General features: G+C 70.2%; 12 protein-coding genes. 2 read left to right on the top strand and 10 right to left on the bottom strand.

Translation table 11 applies throughout. From position 1 onward, the window contains the following. Window positions 1-86: 86 nt before the first annotated feature. The 9 genes from FCH28_RS07055 to FCH28_RS07015 form a co-directional block, all read right to left on the bottom strand. A complete protein-coding gene (locus tag FCH28_RS07055) occupies window positions 87-2,618 on the bottom strand; it encodes an aldehyde dehydrogenase family protein (protein ID WP_246102484.1) in 2,532 nt (843 codons plus the stop codon). Next, window positions 2,615-3,793 (bottom strand): LuxE/PaaK family acyltransferase, encoded by a 1,179-nt coding sequence (locus FCH28_RS07050; protein WP_136738813.1) that lies wholly within the window; start codon window positions 3,791-3,793, stop codon window positions 2,615-2,617. The genes FCH28_RS07055 and FCH28_RS07050 overlap by 4 nt, the downstream gene beginning before the upstream one ends. Continuing rightward, window positions 3,790-4,938, bottom strand: coding sequence for a GNAT family N-acetyltransferase (locus FCH28_RS07045; RefSeq protein ID WP_136738812.1), 1,149 nt, complete (start codon window positions 4,936-4,938; stop codon window positions 3,790-3,792). The genes FCH28_RS07050 and FCH28_RS07045 overlap by 4 nt, the downstream gene beginning before the upstream one ends. Then, the gene (locus FCH28_RS07040) at window positions 4,935-6,263 is read right to left on the bottom strand and encodes an MFS transporter (protein ID WP_136738811.1); all 1,329 of its coding nucleotides are present in this window, start codon (window positions 6,261-6,263) and stop codon (window positions 4,935-4,937) included. Before FCH28_RS07040 ends, FCH28_RS07045 begins: the two co-directional genes overlap by 4 nt. Next, on the bottom strand, window positions 6,260-7,540 hold the full coding sequence (locus FCH28_RS07035; protein WP_136738810.1) for a phenylacetate--CoA ligase family protein: 1,281 nt from the start codon (window positions 7,538-7,540) through the stop codon (window positions 6,260-6,262). The genes FCH28_RS07040 and FCH28_RS07035 overlap by 4 nt, the downstream gene beginning before the upstream one ends. A gap of 350 nt (window positions 7,541-7,890) precedes the next feature. Next, complete coding sequence (locus tag FCH28_RS07030; RefSeq protein WP_187363771.1) at window positions 7,891-8,505, bottom strand: DUF742 domain-containing protein; 615 nt, start codon at window positions 8,503-8,505, stop codon at window positions 7,891-7,893. A 7-nt stretch (window positions 8,506-8,512) separates the two neighbouring features. Continuing rightward, entirely contained in the window at window positions 8,513-8,956 is a 444-nt protein-coding gene (locus tag FCH28_RS07025; protein WP_136738809.1) for a roadblock/LC7 domain-containing protein, read from the bottom strand. Between the two features lie 34 nt (window positions 8,957-8,990). Next, window positions 8,991-11,795, bottom strand: a complete 2,805-nt coding sequence (locus FCH28_RS07020) for a nitrate- and nitrite sensing domain-containing protein (protein WP_169314075.1) — start codon at window positions 11,793-11,795, stop codon at window positions 8,991-8,993. Window positions 11,796-12,123: 328 nt separating this feature from the next. Beyond that, a complete protein-coding gene (locus FCH28_RS07015) occupies window positions 12,124-13,491 on the bottom strand; it encodes an L-lactate MFS transporter (RefSeq protein WP_136738807.1) in 1,368 nt (455 codons plus the stop codon). A 477-nt stretch (window positions 13,492-13,968) separates the two neighbouring features. Between FCH28_RS07015 and FCH28_RS39670 the strand changes: the two genes are divergently transcribed. Next, on the top strand, window positions 13,969-14,403 hold the full coding sequence (locus tag FCH28_RS39670) for a DUF485 domain-containing protein (protein ID WP_136738806.1): 435 nt from the start codon (window positions 13,969-13,971) through the stop codon (window positions 14,401-14,403). After that, window positions 14,400-15,995, top strand: a complete 1,596-nt coding sequence (locus tag FCH28_RS07005; protein ID WP_136738805.1) for a solute symporter family protein — start codon at window positions 14,400-14,402, stop codon at window positions 15,993-15,995. The genes FCH28_RS39670 and FCH28_RS07005 overlap by 4 nt, the downstream gene beginning before the upstream one ends. A 167-nt stretch (window positions 15,996-16,162) precedes the next feature. Here the strand turns inward: FCH28_RS07005 and FCH28_RS07000 are convergent, their stop codons facing one another. After that, complete coding sequence (locus tag FCH28_RS07000; protein WP_169314074.1) at window positions 16,163-17,104, bottom strand: ATP-grasp domain-containing protein; 942 nt, start codon at window positions 17,102-17,104, stop codon at window positions 16,163-16,165. Window positions 17,105-17,226 lie beyond the last annotated feature (122 nt).

Raw genomic sequence — 17,226 nt, 5'->3', positions numbered from 1 at the left:
TTGTGGACGCCGTCAGGAAGACCGCCCGCGCGGCCGTGAACACGGTTTTGTGACGGTGAATCAGGACGGTGAATCAGGACGGCGAATCAGGCAGGAGCCGTGATCGGCTGCTGACGTGTGTCCACCACGCTGCGCAGCTTGCCGGTCCCGGGTGTCCGTTCGAGACCGGCGCCGGCCATCTCCGTCACCTCCAGGTCCAGCAGCCCCTCGGCGACGGCCGTCCGCAGCTCGGGGTAGCCCGCGAGGAACACCTCGCGCGCCCGTAGTGCGCGCGGCTCGCCATCTGCCCGCTCCAGGCGGACGGTGAGTCGCTCCCGCAGCCCGTCGTGCGCGAGCACGATCTGCGTCCCGCCCCGGTGGCCCAGGAACTCCTCGGCGAGCGTGACGAACCGACGGTAGTTGAGGAAGTACGTTGCCACCCTCATCACTTCCCCGAGCCGCCCCAGCAGTTCGAAGCGCGGGGTTCGGTTGCCGCAGGGACAGGGGCCCGGTACGGCTCGGCCGAAGTCGCCGATGACGTACCGGCCCAGGTCCTGCCCCCGCCGCGCACGCGTGGCGAACACCAGCCGGCCGGTCTCGCCGTCGGCCACCGGTCGGTCCTCGTCGACGTCGAGGATCTCCAGGGCGTGCAGATCGGCGTGGAGGTGGTGCACACCCCCGGTGCTCTCGGTGCACTGGTAGCCCAGCGGGCCCAGGTCCGTGCTGCCGTAGGTGAGCGAGCGGACCGTCTCGATGCCGAAGTCCTCCATGAGCACCCGTCGCTGCTCGGCGGTGAAGTGCTCACCGCCGTAGAAGATCCGGCGGATCCCGCCGTACGAGCGCAGCAGGTCGCTCTGGTCGTGCAGCAGCTGCCAGAGGTACGAGGGCATGCCGAACAGCGTGTCGACCTGGCACTCCACCAGCGCCTGCGCCGTCGCCAGGTGGTCGGGGCCGGCCGCCAGCGGAATCTGCACGCCGCCCAGCCGTTCCAGGATGGAGAAGAAGCTGATGAACCCGCCGTACATGCCGCCGCAGTAGAAGAGGTTGGCGGTCCGGTCGCGGCGCGGGTCGTAGCCGGCTGCCAGCAGGCCGCGGGCGGCGGCGTGCATCTGCGCGTCGTAGTCCTCGTAGGTGAACAGCGACAGTGCGGGGGTGCCGGTGCTGCCGCCGCTGCGGAAGTACAGCTCGGCGTCGGCCCGGGAGACCTGCTCGTTGAGTGCCTGTACCGCGGCCTTGTCGCGCAGCGGTCCGCCGTGCGCGGGCGGCGGCACCGGGCGTACCAGATCGTCGAGGCAGGCGACGGTGGCGAACCGCTCGTCGGCCTGCACCGCGACGCGGCGGCTGTAGCGTTGCAGCGCGTACACGCCGTCGTGCGGTTCGCCGGAGTAGCCGGACGGCATTCCGCCCAGTGGCGTGACCCGCGTCGCGCCGGCGGCCAGCACCAGGTGGGAGAGTTCGGCGACGTCGGTGCGGCTGCCCGCCACGCCGGCCGTCTGCAGGTAGCGGCGCATCGGGCGCAGCACGGCCAGGGCGCGCTTGCGGGGCAGCGGCTTGACCCAGATGCTCCGGTGGAGCGGGGACGCGGTGAGCGCCGGCCGGGTATCGGCGATCACGCGCCAGGAGCCGTCGGCCGCCGCGTGTACGCGGGTGAGTCCGAGGTGTTCCTCCAGCCGGGCGATCAGCTCGGTGGTGGTGACCTCCGCCTCCTCGGCGATGCCGGGCGCGTCGGCGGTCGGGGCGGGTTCCGCGGCCAGGACGTCGGCGAAGCGCTCCGCGAACGCGAAGACCTCCTCCTCGTCTTCGGTGTCGAGGTAGACCACCTGCGGGCTGGAGCACGCCTGTTGCTCGTGCGCGCAGACGTCGGCGGCCAGTGCGGTGAGCGCCTGGTCGTCGTGCCAGGCGGCGCGCGCCAGATAGGCGAGGGAGATCCTGTGGCCCCACTCCACCAGCCGGCAACCGGGCGGTACGTGCTCGGCGACGCCCGCGACCGCCGCCTCTCCGCCCCACACCGCGACCGCGTCCGCGGGCGCGCACATCATGCGCAGCCACTCCTGCCGCGACGAGGGGAAGCGAAGGACGATCACGCGCTCGGAGATGGCTGCCGTGGAGTCCAGCGCGGCCAGTTCGGCCAGTACGTGCTGGGCGAACAGCGGGTCGCCGGAGCTGGTCTTGAGCACGTTGACGTTGCCGGCGAGCAGACCCTCGACGACGCTGAGCGGGGCGACGGTCGCGGCGTTGCCGGGCGCGATGTGGGCGACCAGACCCACCGGTGCCCACGCCTCGTAGACGGTCTCCTTGGCGTCGGGCCGGGTCAGCCGCTGGGGCGCCGTGCCGCCCAGTTCGCGACGGAGTTTGCGGGTCAGCTCGGCGCGGGTGAGGGCCAGGCCCAGTTCGGCGAGCACGCCCTCGTCCTCGCCGGCGGGCAGCTGTGCGGCCAGGCGTATGCACGTCGGGTGCGCGGGGTCGAGCAGGGCGGCGGCCAGCGCGTCGCACGCGGACAGCACGGCCGCGGTGTCGATCGGGGTGGCGAGGACCGCCTCGACGGTGTCGGCCAGGGTCGCCAGGCGGCGGCCCGCCTCCTCGTCGCCGACGAACGCACCCTGCCAGTAATGCTGGTGCTCTGCGATGGGGGTCGTCACGACAGTCCCTTCATCAGTTCTGCGGCGGCCACCGCACAGCTTCGGTTGCGGCTCACTCCGGCCCGGCCGAGGACGGTGAACCAGGGTGTGTCCAGGTCGCACGGGCACTCCCGGCCCGGCTGCAGGGTCGCCAGGTCCCCCATGACGACGCTCTGCGCGGGCACGGAGGTGATGTACGGGGAGACCAGGTGCAGGAAACCGGGCTCGCCGTGGGGCAGCGGCTCCAGAGTGCGTGCCGAGCGGACGAACACCCGTGACCACACGGGGGCGTGCAGCCGGTGGTGGTCGCATTCGATGTACGGAACGCAGTGCTCGACCGAGCCGAACGTGTCGCGGATGCGTTCCGACGGCACACCCAACTGCTCGGTGACGCGTGCGTAGAGCTCCTCCTTGCCGATCTGCCGGTCGGTGTGGCCCTTCCAGCCACCGCCGAGGACGATCAGGGAGCCCTCCGGGAGGCAGAGCGGCGGCAGCTCCATCGCCCGCATCCGCTCCAGGGTGAACCAGAGGAAGGCGGGGAAGCCCAGGATGCGTACCGGTACGTCGTCCTGGGCGAACCGCCGTAGCGCCGCGACGGTGCCGAACGGGTCGAATTCGTGGCCGCCGCCGGTGTGCCGCAGCGCGTACTCCACCTGCCGGGCGGGCGCGAAGTCGCACAGGTAGTTGTCGGTGAAGGCGGTGCCCAGCTTCAGGCCGGGTGCCGGCTCGTAGCTGTAGAGCAGGTAGTTGACCTCTTGGTCGGGGGTGATCCAGCCGTTGCGCTCGAAGATGCGGGCGACCATGCGCTGGGCGGAGCGGATGGTCCAACGGTCGAAGAACATCTGCGACTTCTGGCCGGTGGTGCCCGAGGAGGTCAGATGCAACTCCACCTCGTCCCGGGGGATCGAGAGCACCTCGTGCCGCTTGAAGAAGTTGGCGTGCACGAGAGGAGCGCCGTATGCCTCGGGCGCACCCCGGTCGGCCCGCTCCGCCAGCGAGCGGAAGAACGGGGAGTGCTCCGCGTGCCATGCGTTGATCTCCGCCATGGCCGCGGCGAACAGCTCGTCCTGCCGGGGGCCGCAGGTGTACGGATCGGTGAGATCGCACAGCTCCTGGACCCGCGGCAGGAGGGCGAGGTCGGGGACCTCGACGGGGGCGAGGTGGGGATTGACGACGGGGAAACCGCTCACGGTCATGAGGCAACCTCGAATGGGGGCAGGTAGGTCGACGCCCAGGCCGACAAGTAGGCGTCCAAGTAGGGCTGGAGGGGGCCGTCGGCCACCACGCCGCGGAAATCGATGTGTTCGGCGGTCCGCGACATCACCACGTAGTCGTGACGGCCGTCGCCGTCGGGCTCGGGGCGCATCGCCGGATAGAGCGCGCTGGGGATGAAGTCCTGTGCGAGGAACGTCGACAGCAGGTCGTGCCGTGCCAGCGGCAGCAGCGCCTCGACGTAACCGGCACCGGCCCTGGTCAGGACCCGGTGGATGGGCTCCAGCCAGGCGGCCGCCGCCTCCGGTTCGGGATGCGCGGCGACCAGGGAGCAGTAGCGCCCGGCCCGGTTGAGGTAGGCGTACACCTCGAAACCGTCGTCATCGGGCACGAGCAGGGTGTTGGGCAGATGCAGTGGGTAGAACCAGCGCTCGGCGTCGGGGAACCGGTCGCGGAACCGGCGGCGGACGAAGCCGGGTGCCTCGATCATCTCCAGCCGGTCGACCGGAGCGACCGGGCGGGCCGGCACGGGACGCGGTGCGGTCGTGCGGGTGAGTCCGTAGTCGACGCCCAGGCTGCGTTCGGCGGCACGGAGCAGGGGGGTCAACGGGGCCGGCACCTCGGCGACGGGGACGCGGCGGTCGAGCACGCCCGCGGAGTGGCGCGCGTAGAGGGCGAGGCTCTCACGGGTGCTGAGGTCCACGGCGTTGGCCAGCAGGCCCAGCGGCCGGAAGCCGTTGCGGGCGACGACCCGCTGCGGACCGGCGCCGACGGTACGGACGGTGGCGTAGACCGAGTCCAGGCGACCGGTCCCCAGTGTGCGCCGGCACAGTTCGTCGGTGAGGGCCGAGGCCAGCCCGCCGGCCCGGTGACCGGGGTGTACGGCCAGGCCTTCCAGCCGGCCCACGCGGCCGCCCGGCTCGCCGTGGATCGCGGCCGACGCGATGAGGGCGCCGGTGTCCGGGCAGCGTGCGACCAGCCAGAGTGTGTCCGGGTCGTCGATGAGGCGCGACATCTCGGCGGGGTCGGTACCCAGAGCACTGGGGTAGTGCGGCCCGTAGACGGCGTAGTAGAGCTGGCGCAGCTCGGCGATGTCGGCCGGCGACGCCGGGTCGATCGTGGCGGTCATCGTTCTCCTCCGGTGGCCACGAACTCGGGGGACTGATCGGACGGGTGGGGCTGCCGGTTCACATCGGCCGCCTGTCCTCGGTCCCGGCCGTCCGCGCCCGGCCCGCGCAGCAGCGCCAGCGCGATCGCCGCGGGCACCAGCCCCGCGGCCTGGACCAGGCACAGCGTCCGCGCCGGAAGGTGGTCGCCGAGCAGGCCGAACAGCAGCGAGGCGACGGGGAAGGACGCGCCGAGCACGGCCTGCATGACGGCGAAGAAGCCGGGCTTGTCCGCGGGCGGGACGAGCCGCTGGAACAGTGCGACGAAGCGCACGCCGATGACGCCCACGCACCAGCCGGCCACCACCAGGCAGCCCGCCAGGACCAGCCGCCCGGCCACCAGGTACGCCACGGCGAACGCCGCGGCCATCACCATCAGCAGACCGGCTCCCAGGCGCGTGGGCCGGCCGGGCACCCGGGCGCCGGTGATCGAGCCGAGCAGCGTGCCGGTGCCCAGCCCCGCTTCCAGCAACGCCACGGTGGAACCGCCGTCACCGAGCTCCGACTTGGTGTAGAGCGGGATGACCACGAAGACGGCCGTGGTGAACAGGTTGGCCGCGGTGAAGCAGACCAGGATCTTCCGGATGGCCGGCAGGCCGGCCAGCACCTCGCGCAACCCGCGCGCCTTGCCGGCACCCGCCTCCGCACCGTCCTGCGGCTCGGGCGCGACGGCCGGGCGGAAGCGGACCGTCGAGACGAGGAGTGCCGCGGCCAGATAAGCGGCCGCACAGCCGGTGGCCAGCCCTGCCACACCGGCCGCGTCCACGACCAACGCGCCCAGCAGCGCACCGCCCAGGCTCGCCAGCGATTGTGTGGACAGCTCGAAACCGGTGGCGGCTTCGATGTCCTCGTCGTCGACGAGCTCGGGAACGGAGGTGGTGAGGCAGGGGTCGAAGAAGGCCTGGCACGACGCCAGCACCAGCGTCGCCGCGTAAACGGCCACCGCCGGCGGCGCGCTGCCGTACGCCACCAGAGCCAGGAGCAGGACGCCGGCACCGGCCGTCGCCGCGGCCGTGCGCAACACCGACCGGTGCGCGCGTCCGGCCACGGCTCGGGCGACCACGGGCGCCAGCGCCACGGCCGGCAGCGTGCTGACGGCCATGAACAGCCCCGACGCCAGCCCCCGCCCTGCCCCGACCGCGTACGCCACCAGCCACCAGGACACGCCGACCTGGAACATGCGTACCGCGGCCTGGGTCAGCACCTGGCCCAGCCAGACCGCACCGAAGGCACGATTGCGCAGGACGAGCGGCAGCCTGCGCCGCTTCCTCACGGTGGGGGCGGTCACGAGGTCGGCCTCTCGTCGACCACCCGGACCAGCTTGCCCGAGCGGGAATTGACCACCAGGTCGGTGTGGTGCGCCCACTCGACGGTGAGCGGGTGGACGTGCCCGGCGGCCACGCTCTCCGGGTACAGCGGCCGGGCCCGGTTCAGCCCGTCGACGACCGTACGGCCCAGGGCCTCCAGCACTGCATCGTCATCCGCGCCGGCGCCCCCGGGCACTGTGACCAGGCGCAGCACGAGCCCGTCGCGGTTCTCCCAGCGCCGCACCACAAGCTGGGTGCTCACGATGCGCCCGCCGGAATCCGCCTCGGCGACGGCGTCCTGCGCGTCCTGCGCGGACAGCGACACGGGTCCCACCCGCACGCCCTCGTCGGCCCGGCCCAGGATGCGGAAGCAGCCGGCCTCGGGGTCCGTCCACTCGGCGCGGTCTCCGGCGGGGTAACGCAGGACGGGCATGAGGCGGCGGTAGAGCTGGGTCACCACGACGCGCCCTGGTCGGCCGGTCTCCCGAATGGGCTCCCCGGTCGTCTCGTCGAGGATCTCCACGACGGTGTGCGGGGTGAAGGTGCGATGCACGCGCGGGTCAGGACCGGGGACGGGACGACCGAGGAGGCCGGCGTCGACGCTCGCATAACCCAGCGACCGCGGTTCGGCGTTGGGGAACGCGGCGGCCAGCAGTGGCCGCTGGTCGGCGAACATCGGCTCGCCGCCGAAGAACAGCAGCTCCACCGCGGGCAGCTGACGGCCCGTGGCCACCAGGTGCGCGGCGAGCCGGCACAGCGTGGTCGGGGTGCCCGCCACCACCTGCGCCCGGAAGTCCTCCAGTGCGGGAACGGTGGTCTCCAGAGGAGCGGCCCCGCCGATGGGGAGGCGCACGTTCTCGACGGGCGCGTGGGCCAGGGAGTCCAGGACGAAGAGAAAGCTGGCGTACAAATCCCCGGCGTAGAACAGGTCCGCCACCCGGTGGCCGGGCCGCAGCCCGGCGTCCACGAGACCCTGGCCGAAGGCGGTGACGAACTCCCGCCACTCCTCACGGCTGTAGTACGAGAACTTCGGCGCGCCGGTGGTTCCGCCGGTCTTGTAGACGACCGCCTCCGCCAGCGGGCCGGTCAGAACGCGGTTGCCCTGGACGGTGTTGGCCGCCCAGAAGGAGTCCTGGTCCACGACGGGCAGTGCGGTGAGGTCCGTCACGGCCGGCGGGAGCGCCGCGTAGAGATCGGAGTAGAAGGGCGAGTTATGGCGGGCGTGATGTATGAGGTTCGCTAGCGGATGAACGGACATGCGGCCTTTGCCTAGGTGATGCGGACGGTGGCGGTACGGTCTGCCGGCACGGCGAAGCTGTGACGAGGGCGCAGAGAGGCGCCCGTGCGTCACGTACCGGTTTTCGTGGTCGTTCCGCGGGGGGCGTGTGTACGGCCCTCCCGGCGTCGTGCCGTCGTCGCATTTGACGTCCCGTCACGAGGGAACGCCATAGAAGATATCGCACATGAGAGACACACCTGGACACATGCAAGGCAAAGGTGACCAGAAACCTCTGTTTCTTCGAGTCCGCGTATGCAGCGCAGCTCGTGGCCTGTACGTCATAGGGCCGGAAGAAGCCCCCGCCCCATGGCCCGCGAATCTGTGTACGCCTAGAGCCGCCGCAGTCCGCTCAGCACCCGCTCTATGAGCGCGCAGTCCGGGGTGGTGCCGTTGGTGGTGGCGGTCTGATGCACTGTGATCAGTCCGCGCTCCGCCATGTCACCGAGCAGCACTTTGGCCACCCCTAGGGGGAACGAGAGCAGCGCGGCCACCTCGGCCACCGATACCGGCTGTCCGCACAGCCCGATCACCGCGCGGTACTCCGTCTGCGCGATGGCCGTGGAGCGGTAGCCCAGTGCGGTGGCCGTCACCAGGGTCTCGATCTCGAAGTGATGGTTCGACCTGGTCCGGCCGCCGGTCCAGGTGTAGGCGCGGACGATCGAGGCCACGTACTGGTCGGTGTCCTGATACTGGCGCTCGGGCGTCCAGGCGCTGAGCGGGTCCGCGGGCGGAGCGGCCTCCGGGGAGCCCGGCGCCGGATGCGTCGGCGGGGTGTCCGTCTCCTGGCGAGGCGCGGCCTGGGGCTGGTCGCCGGGCTCGGAGCGTTTCCGCCTGCGTCGTGCGTTGTCCCAGCTGAACGCGTTGAGCACGTCGGCGAACGTCTGGTCGTCCTCCGGCCCCTGGCCCTCCCCCGGGGGTCCGAGTGGGCCTCCACCGGTGCTCATGGTCGCCCTATCCCGGCTGCTGAGCGGCGGCCTGGTTCAGTTCGTACAACTCGGCGCGTAGTTCCGGGGTCAGGATCTCGCCCACCTGGTCGACGAGCACGGTCATCTCGTAGGCGATCTGGCCTATCTCGCAGTCCGGCGCTGCCAGCACCGCGAGGCACGAGCCGTCCTTGATCGACATAAGGAGCATGATCCCGTTCTTCATCTGTACGACGGTCCGCCGTATGCCACCGGTCTCAAAACAGCTCGCGGCGCCCTGGATCAGGCTGACAGCGCCTGCCGCGATCGCGGCGAGCTGCTGGGCATGGGCATCCGGTATTCGGTTCGACGCGGTCAGCATCAGCCCGTCGACCGAGACCACCACGGCGTGGGCCACGTTGGGCACGCGCTCGGTGAAGTTGGTGACCAGCCATCCGAACTTGCTCATCTGCCGGAGCTGGGGTGCGGTCATGGGAGGTTCTCCTGCCGGGCTCGTCGGGGTGCTGTCACGTCTCGTCGGGGCGAGCCTGACGGATTCCTGCCTGGTAGCTGTCGAGGAACCCGCGGGTCCGGCTGGCGTCCTGGCTCGCGGGTACGTCGCCGGCGGCACCGGCGCGCGGTGCGGCCAGCCCGGGTGCCAGGTTCGCGCGCGGTACCCGCTTGGGCAGTCCGACCGGCGTGTGGTCGGCCGTCTCCGCATCGCCCGTCTCCGCATCGCCCGTCTCCGCATCGCCCGTTGGCTCGGGCGCCGGCGGCCGGCGCGGCGCTGCGGGTTCGGGCGGGCCCACGGTGGGCGGCGGTTGCGGGGTGTCCGGCGGCTCTGCCGTGGGAGGGCGGGCCGCCTCGGACGCGAACCAGGAGAACCCGTCGGTGTCCTTCGACGTATGCGGCTCGGGCGCGTTCGCGGCGGGCGGCGCGGGTGGGCGTGCGATGTCCTGGGGGGTGGCGCCCGGCCACGTCGGCGTGGCCGGCTGGAACCACGAAGTCTCGGCGTCGCGTGGGTCTGCGGGTCCGGACGGCATCTGCGGCGCGGGCCGGTGCGTGGCGTCCTGGAGGGCGTGGCCGTACACGGGTGTCCCGTTGGGAGGGCCGGTGTCGGTGACGTCCGGCGCGTCCTCGGTGACTGGTGTGGGCGGGGCTGTCGCGGACAGGTCCGCATACGCCCCGGAGTCGGCCCAGTGGTCCGGCTCGGCGGCGTCGGGGGTGCGCTCGGGGGCCGTAGTGGGGTCGTCGACGCGGGCTGCGGCGGGCGCCCGGCCACCGCCCCGGCGCGGCAACGTGCCCGCGGTGACCGCGTTGTTCGCCTGGAGTGCCGCCACCCGCGAGGCGGGCTTGGTGGCCGGCGTGCTCAGCAGGGTTCCCTCTCGGCCCAGATCACGTGAGGCGTCCGCCTTCACCAGCTCAGCCGGTACGCGCACCAAGGCGCGGACGCCGCTGCCCTTCTGGTCCATCGTCAGCTTCACGCTGAGGCCGTGCCGGGCTGCCAGCCGGCCGACCACGAACAGGCCCATCTGCCGCGAGGTGGGCACGTCAGCGGAGGTGCCCGCCGCCACCCGCCGGTTGGCCTCGGCCAGTTCGGCGTCGTTCATCCCGATGCCCTGGTCCAGGATGTCGATCAGCACCGAGCCGTCGCGCCGCCAGCTGCTGCCGATGACCACCTGGGTGTCCGGCGGGGAGAAGCTGGTGGCGTTGTCCATCAGCTCGGCGACCAGCCGCGCCAGGTCACCGGCCACGTACCCGATCACCTCCAGGGGCGCCGGGAGTTGCACCACAGCGCGCTGGTAGTGCTCGATCTCGGAAACCGCGGCCCGCAGTACGTTTCCCATCGGCACGAGCTGATCGAAGCGGCGGGCCAGCTCGCTGCCGGAGAGCACCATCAGGTTCTCGTTGTTGCGCCGCATCCGCGTCGCGAGGTGGTCGAGCTTGAAGAGGCTGGCCAGTTGGTCCGGGTCCTCCTCGTGCCGTTCCAACTGCTCCATCAGCTGCAACTGGCGCTCCACCAGGCTCTGGCTGCGCCGGGAGAGGTTCACCAAGGTGTTCCGCAGATCGCTGCGCAGCGTGGCCTGCTCGACCGCCAGCCGCACGGCCTGGCCGTGTACTGCCTCGAAGGCCCGCGCGAGCTCCCCGAACTCCTCGGTGGTGTGCACCGGCACCGACTCGACCGCCGCGTTCGGCAGATGGCCCTCGCGGATGTTCGCGACCGCGTCCGGCAGCCGGCGCTCGGCCACGTCGAGGGCAGTCGAGCGGAGTACGACCAGCGACCGCAGCAGATAGCGGCCGATCAGCACACCGATGCCGACGGCGAGCAGCAGCACCGCCAGCAGGATCACGGACGCCGCGCCCGCCCGGTCGCTGGTCTGGTCCTGCAGCTCGGCGGAGACCGTGCGCAGGTCATGGGCAAGCCCGAGTTGCACCTTGTCCATCAGCTCGCCGGTGCGCTCGGAGCTGTCGTTCCAGTCCTTGACCGGGATCTCCCACGAAGTGCCCCGCCCCGCGTCGTCGGACGCCTCCGGCTGGGACAGTGCGATGTTCACCAGTTGGGCGCGCCGCTCGACGGCCGTGCCGGTCACCGTTTCCGCATAGGCCTTCTCCTGTACCGGGGTGACCAGGGCCCGGAAGTCGGCGAGCTTGTCCCGCAACCTGGTGTCGGAGTCCTGCAGCGCCCGGCCCAGCTCCCGGTCCCGCAGGCCGCCGGGCCTGGCCGCCTCCAGCATGAGGACGTGCTGGAGGCCGATCTGCTCCTGGGCCACCTCCAGGTCGTAGGACGCGGTCGCCGGCCGGGAGAGTTGGGGGTCGCCGAACTGGTTGACCAGGGCCTGGTCCAGATCCAGCACGCTCTTGATGACCGCGCTGTACTGCTGCGTGGCGCTCCGCGCCGCGATGCTGCCCGAGCCCACCTGGAAGCGCAGCGCGGGCAACCGTCGCAGGAACGTGCCCGCCTCGTCGTACCGGGTCTTCGAGACCTGGTCGAGGCGGCAGAGCTTGGTGGCCGTGCGCCTGACGGACGCTTCGGCGTGATCGACGTCGAGGGCCTGTCGCCGGAGTGTGGCTTGATCCACGGGCGAGCGGCCGCCCAGGCTCTCGGCGGACAGGGTCCGCTCCTGCCGCAGTCCGCCGATCAACGACGTCAGGTCACCCCGCAGTTCGACCAGCTGCTGGATGTCCGCGTACTCCTCTGCGCGTGCGACCTCTCGCTGGATCTGCACCACCGACGAGGCGACGCCGAGCAGCGCCGGCACCACCAGGACAGCGGCCAACTTGACGGGCAGCCGCCAGTTGCGCCACTGCACGACGGTGGACCACTGCGGCACCCGGCGCACCCGCGGGCACGCATGCCTTGCCGGGGTCACGAGAGGTGTCCCCCGCCCTGGAACCGGGTGCCGCGCACCAAGAGCTCACGAGGTTGTTTCGCGATGCGGGGTTCTCCTGAGGGCGAAGCCGGCTCCCGCGCGAGTACCGCGTACCCCGGCACCACTCGGGGCCGTACCGCGAGCGCTTCGCCCCCTCGCATCGTCTCGGCGAGGCCTTCCGTCGGACCGAGCCCACCACGCACTTTTTGGAATCCCTACTTCAGTTCACGAACAACCGGCGATTCGTCAGGGCCCGTCCGTACCTGTTCCGTCGCTATGCACCGCGTTTCTAGACGTTCTTGGCCGGGACGGGGTCGGGCTCGCTGCGGACCGTCGTCTCGGGCTCGTGGAACTTCGGATCAACCGCGCGCACCAGTTCGTTGGCCAGGAATCCGATGATGAGCAGCGCGGTCATGATGGAGAACGAGAGGGTGTACATGCTCGGCCCGGTGTGTCCGGCTTGCTGCCTCATGTCCGCGATGGCGTCCACGATGGCCGGCCCCGCAACTCCGGCAACGGACCAGGCGGTCAGCAGCCGGCCGTGGATCGCACCGACCTGGTACCCGCCGAACAGGTCTTTCAGGTAGGCGGGGACGGTGGCGAATCCCCCGCCGTAGAAGGAAAGAATCACCATGGCGGCGACGATGAACAGCGTCACGCTGCTGTTCTTGCCGAGCAGCAGGGTCAGATAGAGCAGAGCGCCGACGCCCAGATACAGCCGATAGACGTTCTTGCGGCCGATCACGTCGGAGACCGACGACCACAGGATCCGGCCGGTCATGTTGGCCAGGGACAGCAGCGCGACGAACCCGGCGGCGGCTGTCACGCTGACCGGGGTTGCGGTGTCCCGGAAGAAGTCCTGGATCATCGGCGCGGCCTTCTGCAGGATTCCGATCCCGGCCGTCACGTTCATGCACAGCACGACCCACAGCAACCAGAACTGCGGCGTGCGCACGGCGTTCTTCGCGGAGACGTTCGCGGTCGTCACGAGCCGCTTTCCGGTGTCCTCGCCGGGCCGCCAGCCGGCCGGCCGCCATCCCTGGGGCGGCACGCGCACGAGCATCACGCCGAGCGTCATGAGGGCGGCGTAGGTCACGCCGTGCACGAGGAAGGTCTTCGCGATCCCACCCGTGTCGCTGCCGAAGGCGGAGAGCATCTGCGTCGACCAGGGCGAGGCGATCAGTGCGCCGCCGCCGAAGCCCATGATCGCGGTGCCGGTGGCCATGCCCGGCCGGTCGGGGAACCACTTCATCAGGGTGGACACCGGCGAGATGTAGCCGATGCCCAGGCCGATTCCGCCGACGAAGCCATAGCCGAAGACCACCAGCCAGTAGGAGCGGGTGGCGACGCCGAGTGCGGCGATCAGGAATCCGCAGGAGAAGGCCACCAACGAGACGAGCATGGCCCAGCGCGGGCCCCTGCTCTCGACGAGGGTGCCGCCGAAGGCCGCGGAGAGCCCCAGCACGAGAATGCCCACCTGGAAGGGTAATGCGCTGGCCGCCCCCGAGATATGCAGGGCGCTCTCCAGCGGTAATTTGAAAACGCTCCAGGCGTATACCTGACCTATCGACAGGTGGATCGCCAGCGCAGCCGGAGGGACCAGCCAGCGATTCCATCCCGGTCGCGCGATGATGCGGGAATGCTCAAGGAGTCCCACCGGCGGGTCTACCTCCCGGGTCTGGGCAGCAATTTAATTGAATCGCGAATTTCCTGGATGTATGTCCAGCGGTCGAGCGGTGGCGAGTGTAGGGCAACTGATCGTCCGTGCCAATGGCTTGACCTGTTCCGCTGTCCCGCGTCCGGCGTTTCCGGAGGGGACCACTCCGCGCGTAGACCCCGCTTTACGAGCGACTTTGACCACCGGCGAGATGCCCGGCGAGAAGCTCCTCGGTGATGGCCCGTCAGGAAGCTGCCCGACACCCCAGGCAATCGGTAAACGGGCCGAATGCCCCGGGCCCCGGGGAGAACCGTCAAAATGCCCCGTGGCGGGCCAGAACCGGCCAGTAGCGACCAGCCCGCAACGGGCCGCTCCTTACCGGTCCCCCCGCGTTTGACTGCACCGGGCGGGTCGCTACACTCCCTCCCTCAACGGCGGTAGGCGCACCGGTCAACTCACCGAGACCTGGAGGGACTTATGACGAGAGACAGGCAGCCTCCCGCTCCACCCCCATCGGCACGGGCCGTCGACGACGGAACAGCGGGCCCCTTCCCGGAAGCCGGCGACCGGCCCTTATGCGGCCCCTCGGGCGAGCCCGACTTCGCGGCAATCCAGGCCAGCCCGGAGTTCGCCCGACTCCGTCGTCGGCTGCGGCTTTTCGTGTTCCCGATGACCGCACTTTTCCTCTGCTGGTACCTCACCTTCGCCCTGTTCTCCGCCTACGGCAACGAATTCATGCGGCGCAAGGTGACCGGCGAGATCAACGTGGGGACCCTCTTCGGCCTGGCGCAATTTCTGACCACGATCACGATCGTGGTGACCTATGCGCGCTTCGCCAAGAAGCGGCTCGACCCCCAAACCGACCGGATTCACGAGCTGGTTCGAGCCGACGCGGAGGCCGGCAGGAAATGAAGGTGCTGATCGCAGCCGGTACGACCGGCAGTCCGGCGCTCAATGTGAGCATTTTCGTCGTCTTCGTCTGCATCACCTTGTTCGTCGTCTACCGGGCCAGCGGCAGCAGTCCCACCGCCTCCGACTACTACGCGGCGGGCAGTGGTTTCAGCGGTATGCAGAACGGCATCGCCCTGTCCGGCGACTTCCTCTCCGCGGCCTCCTTTCTCGGAATTTCCGGAGCGATCGCCGTCCACGGCTACGACGGATTCCTCTACTCGGTCGGATGGCTGGTCGCCTGGCTGATCGCCCTGCTGCTCATCGGCGAGCGGCTACGCAATACCGGCCGGTTCACGGTGGGCGACGTGATGGCCTTCCGGATGAAACAGCGCCCGGTGCGGGCGGCGGCGGCCAACGCCACCCTGGTGATCACGTTCTTCTACATGCTGGCGCAGATGGCCGGCGCCGGCGGTCTGATCGCCCTGCTGCTCAACGTGCACAGCAAGGGCGGGCAGGCCCTGGTCATCACCGGCGTCGGCGTCGTCATGGTCTTCTACGTCCTGGTCGGCGGCATGAAGGGCACGACCTGGGTGCAGATCATCAAGGCCACCTTGCTGCTGCTCTGCGTGACCTTCATCAGCGTCTTCATCCTCGGCAAGTTCGGCTTCAGCCTCTCCGGCCTGCTGGAAAAAGCGGCGCAGAACAGCCCGTTGGGCGAGCGCCTGCTGGAACCGGGCGGCTGGTACGGCCGGAACGCGATGACCAAGCTCGACTTCGTCTCGCTCTCCCTGTCGCTGGTCCTCGGCATCGCCAGCCTTCCACATGTACTGATGCGCTTCTACACCGTGCCGAACGCCAAGGAGGCGCGCCGATCGGTGGTCTGGTGCTCCTGGTCGATGTTCACCTTCTACCTGGGCATCCTCATCGTCGGATACTCCGCCACCGCCCTGGTGGGTTCGGAAAAGATCCTCAATGCCCCTGGCGGGGAGAACTCCGCGGCGCCCCTCCTCGCCTTCCGGATCGGCGGCACGGTGCTGCTCGGGGTGGTCTCCGCGGTGGCGTTCGCCACCATCCTGGCGGTGGTCGCCGGCCTGACGCTCGCCGCTTCCGCGTCGTTCGCGCACGACGTCTACGCCAACGTACTCCGGCATGGCAAGGCAGACCCGCGATCCGAGATCCGAGTCGCCCGCCTGACGGCGATCGTGGTCGGCTTCCTGGCCATCATCGGCGGCATCGTGGCCAACGGGCAGAACGTCGCCTTCCTGGTGTCGCTGGCGCTGGCCCTCGCCGCGTCCGCGAACCTGTCCACCATGCTCTACTCCCTCTACTGGAAGCGGTTCAACACCACAGGGACGCTGTGGAGCATCTACGGCGGGCTGGTGTCCGGACTCGTACTGATCGCCTTCTCCCCGGCGATTTCGGGCTCGCCCACGTCCATCGTCCAGGGCGTCGACTTCCACTGGTTCCCGCTCACCAACCCGGGCATCGTGTCGATCCCCCTCTCCTTCCTCTGCGGGTACCTGGGCACGGTTCTCAGCAAGCACCCCGCGGACCCCGACAAGCAGGCGGAGATGGAGGTACGGGCCCTGACCGGCATCGGCGCCAAGCTCTAGTCCGGGGCCAGTGACCGGACGCGAAAGGTCGCCCGCTGGAGGACGGCGGCCGCTGTGGGTGTGGAGTGGCCGATGGCCCACAGGCGGAGCCGGTCGTCCCACTCGCGTGGACCCGGGCGGCCGCAGGCCGGTGAACCAGCCCACCACTGGCACGAATCCGCCGGACGTCAGCGATGGCGTACGGCCAGTGTGCTGGTCCTGCATTCGTCGACGGCTCGGGCGATCACCCGGAACAGTTCGAAGCCCAGGTCCTTCCCGGCCGCGCGGAAGAATTCGGGGTAGAGGCCGGGAAAAGTGTTCTCGTCGACGATGATCGGCGCTCCTTGGTGGAGGATCATGTCGAATCCGATGATCTGCGCTCCCAACGCCTTCTGGGCGCGCAGGGCCAGCTCCTCATGTGCGGCCGGCACCTCGCAGAGGTCGACCTCACCGCCGGATCCCGTCGCGTCGTAGACCTTCGCTGTGCCGCCGGGCATCGCGGCCCAGCGGGAGGGGCGCTTGCGGTAGCCGTACATCACCGAGTCGCCCACCAGAGTCACCGACACCCAGTCGGCGAGATCGTTGTCGTAGAACCGCTCCAGCAGCAGCGTCTCGTCGGCGGCGCCCGGCGCTGCGGCGGTCACGTAGTCGGCGACGTCCCGCAGCGTGGCGTAGTCCTCGATGAGCAGCACGCCGTGGCCGAAGTAGCCGCCGCGCGGCTTGAGCAGGGCGCGGCCCCACTCTGCCAGAACCGGCTCGGCCGCGGCCACGTTGCCCCGGTGCAGCAGGACGGTGTCGGGTACCCGTACCCCGGCGCGTTCCAGCAGTAGGTGAGAGCGGAACTTGTCCACGCCGGTTGCGAAACTCTCAGGGGCGATGACCACCCGTGTGTCATGGCTGAGCGTCCGCAGCGCCTCAATGTGGTAGCTGCCGGGCCCGCGGTCGATCTGCGCGTACCACACGTACAGGTCGAGCTCGTTGAGACACAGCTCGCCGTGGTACACCCGGCCGCCGCGGATGTGAGTGCGGTCGAGATTCAGATCGTGCACGAACTCCACTTGCTCCAGGCGGGCGAGGAGTTCGAGACAGCGTTCCCGGGCCTGGGCGGGCACGGCGGGGGTGGCCGGCAATCGTCGTAAGGCCTCGGACGTTCCAATTGGCCCCGTGGACAAGAATGTCCCCACCCGCAGCAGTCGACCGGCCATCGGTCCTCCCCCTCCAGCTTTGTGTGCCCGGCTCACAGCCCTTCCCT

Source organism: Streptomyces piniterrae, from assembly GCF_005048155.1.
In the GTDB taxonomy this organism is placed as follows: domain Bacteria; phylum Actinomycetota; class Actinomycetes; order Streptomycetales; family Streptomycetaceae; genus Streptomyces; species Streptomyces piniterrae.
Note: the sequence above shows the minus strand (reverse complement) of the source record. Positions and strands in the feature narration are given on the sequence as shown.

Excerpts from the sequence above, each read along its gene's own strand:
- FCH28_RS07045 (WP_136738812.1), bottom strand. The coding sequence starts at position 4,938 with ATGACCGCCACGATCGACCCGGCGTCGCCGGCCGACATCGCCGAGCTG.
- FCH28_RS39670 (WP_136738806.1), top strand. The coding sequence starts at position 13,969 with ATGACGAGAGACAGGCAGCCTCCCGCTCCACCCCCATCGGCACGGGCC.
- FCH28_RS07005 (WP_136738805.1), top strand. The coding sequence starts at position 14,400 with ATGAAGGTGCTGATCGCAGCCGGTACGACCGGCAGTCCGGCGCTCAAT.
- FCH28_RS07035 (WP_136738810.1), bottom strand. The coding sequence starts at position 7,540 with ATGTCCGTTCATCCGCTAGCGAACCTCATACATCACGCCCGCCATAAC.
- FCH28_RS07025 (WP_136738809.1), bottom strand. The coding sequence starts at position 8,956 with ATGACCGCACCCCAGCTCCGGCAGATGAGCAAGTTCGGATGGCTGGTC.
- FCH28_RS07050 (WP_136738813.1), bottom strand. The coding sequence starts at position 3,793 with ATGACCGTGAGCGGTTTCCCCGTCGTCAATCCCCACCTCGCCCCCGTC.
- FCH28_RS07030 (WP_187363771.1), bottom strand. The coding sequence starts at position 8,505 with ATGAGCACCGGTGGAGGCCCACTCGGACCCCCGGGGGAGGGCCAGGGG.